Genomic DNA, 1,488 nt, shown 5'->3' on the forward strand with positions numbered 1-1,488 from the left:
CCGCGCGACGGCGAGGTGCTGGTCGAGATCAAGGCGACCGGCATCTGCCACACCGACGAGTTCACGCTGTCGGGCGCCGATCCGGAAGGCATCTTTCCGGCGATCCTCGGCCATGAGGGCGCCGGCGTCGTCGTCGATGTCGGCAAGGGCGTCACCTCGGTCAGGAAGGGCGATCACGTCATCCCGCTCTATACGCCCGAGTGCCGGCAGTGCCCGTCGTGCTTGTCGAGGAAGACGAACCTCTGCACCGCCATCCGTGCCACCCAGGGCCAAGGGTTGATGCCCGACGGCACCTCGCGCTTCTCGGTCGGCGGCGAAAAACTGTTCCACTATATGGGCTGCTCGACCTTCTCCAACTTCACCGTGCTGCCGGAGATCGCGGTGGCCAAGGTCAATCCCAACGCCCCCTTCGACAAGATCTGCTACATCGGCTGCGGGGTCACCACCGGCATCGGCGCGGTGATCAACACCGCCAAGGTCGAGCAAGGCGCGACCGCGGTGGTCTTCGGCCTTGGCGGCATCGGCTTGAACGTCATCCAGGGGCTTCGCCTGGCCGGCGCCGACATGATCATCGGCGTCGATTTGAACAACGACAAGAAGGAATGGGGCGAGCGCTTCGGCATGACGCATTTCGTCAATCCGAAGGAGATCGACGGCGATATCGTGCCGCACCTGGTCAACATGACCAAGCGCGGCGCCGACCAGATCGGCGGCGCCGACTACACGTTCGACTGCACCGGCAACACCAAGGTGATGCGCCAGGCGCTGGAAGCCTCGCATCGCGGCTGGGGCAAGTCGGTCATCATCGGCGTTGCCGGCGCCGGCCAGGAGATTGCGACCCGGCCGTTCCAGCTGGTCACCGGCCGGACCTGGATGGGCACCGCCTTCGGCGGCGCGCGCGGCCGCACCGACGTGCCGAAGATCGTCGACTGGTACATGGACAAAAAGATCCAGATCGACCCGATGATCACCCACACGCTGAAGCTCGAGGACATCAACAAGGGGTTCGACCTCATGCATGAGGGCAAGTCGATCCGCAGTGTCGTGGTTTACTGAGGAGAAGAAAGCCGCCGACCGAAGGGCCAGCGACTGAATTGCACGGGTTCAACAAGGGAGGAATAAAATGCCTGAGAAACTGCATCCGAAGATCGACAATGGGTTGCCCAGGGAAAGCGCTTCCTTCACCGGCGGCACGCTGGTCTGCGCCTGCACCAGCAACCCGGTGAAGGTGAAGGTCAAGGGCCAGATCGCCCACAACCACGCCTGCGGCTGCACCAAATGCTGGAAGCCGGACGGCGCGATCTTCTCGGTGGTGGCGGTTGCCGGCACAAGCGATGTCACCGTCACCGAGAACGGCGACAAGCTGAAGGTGGTCGATCCCTCGGCGCTGATCCAGCGCCATGCCTGCACCGGCTGCGGCGTCCACATGTACGGCCCGGTCGAGCGCGACCATGCCTTCAAGGGCCTGTCCTTCATCCACCCCGAGCG

Annotated in this window: 2 protein-coding genes; both read left to right on the forward strand. The window is 64.1% G+C overall.

Translation table 11 applies throughout. The features are described from left to right. Positions 1–1,056 (forward strand): S-(hydroxymethyl)glutathione dehydrogenase/class III alcohol dehydrogenase (locus tag AC0L2L_RS33270; protein ID WP_473584009.1); only part of this gene is annotated, 1,056 nt, incomplete at its 5' end. A 67-nt stretch (positions 1,057–1,123) separates the two neighbouring features. After that, positions 1,124–1,488: GFA family protein (locus AC0L2L_RS33275; protein ID WP_473584010.1), on the forward strand; the 365-nt coding region annotated here is incomplete at its 3' end.

The organism is Mesorhizobium sp. WSM4832, assembly GCF_055811115.1.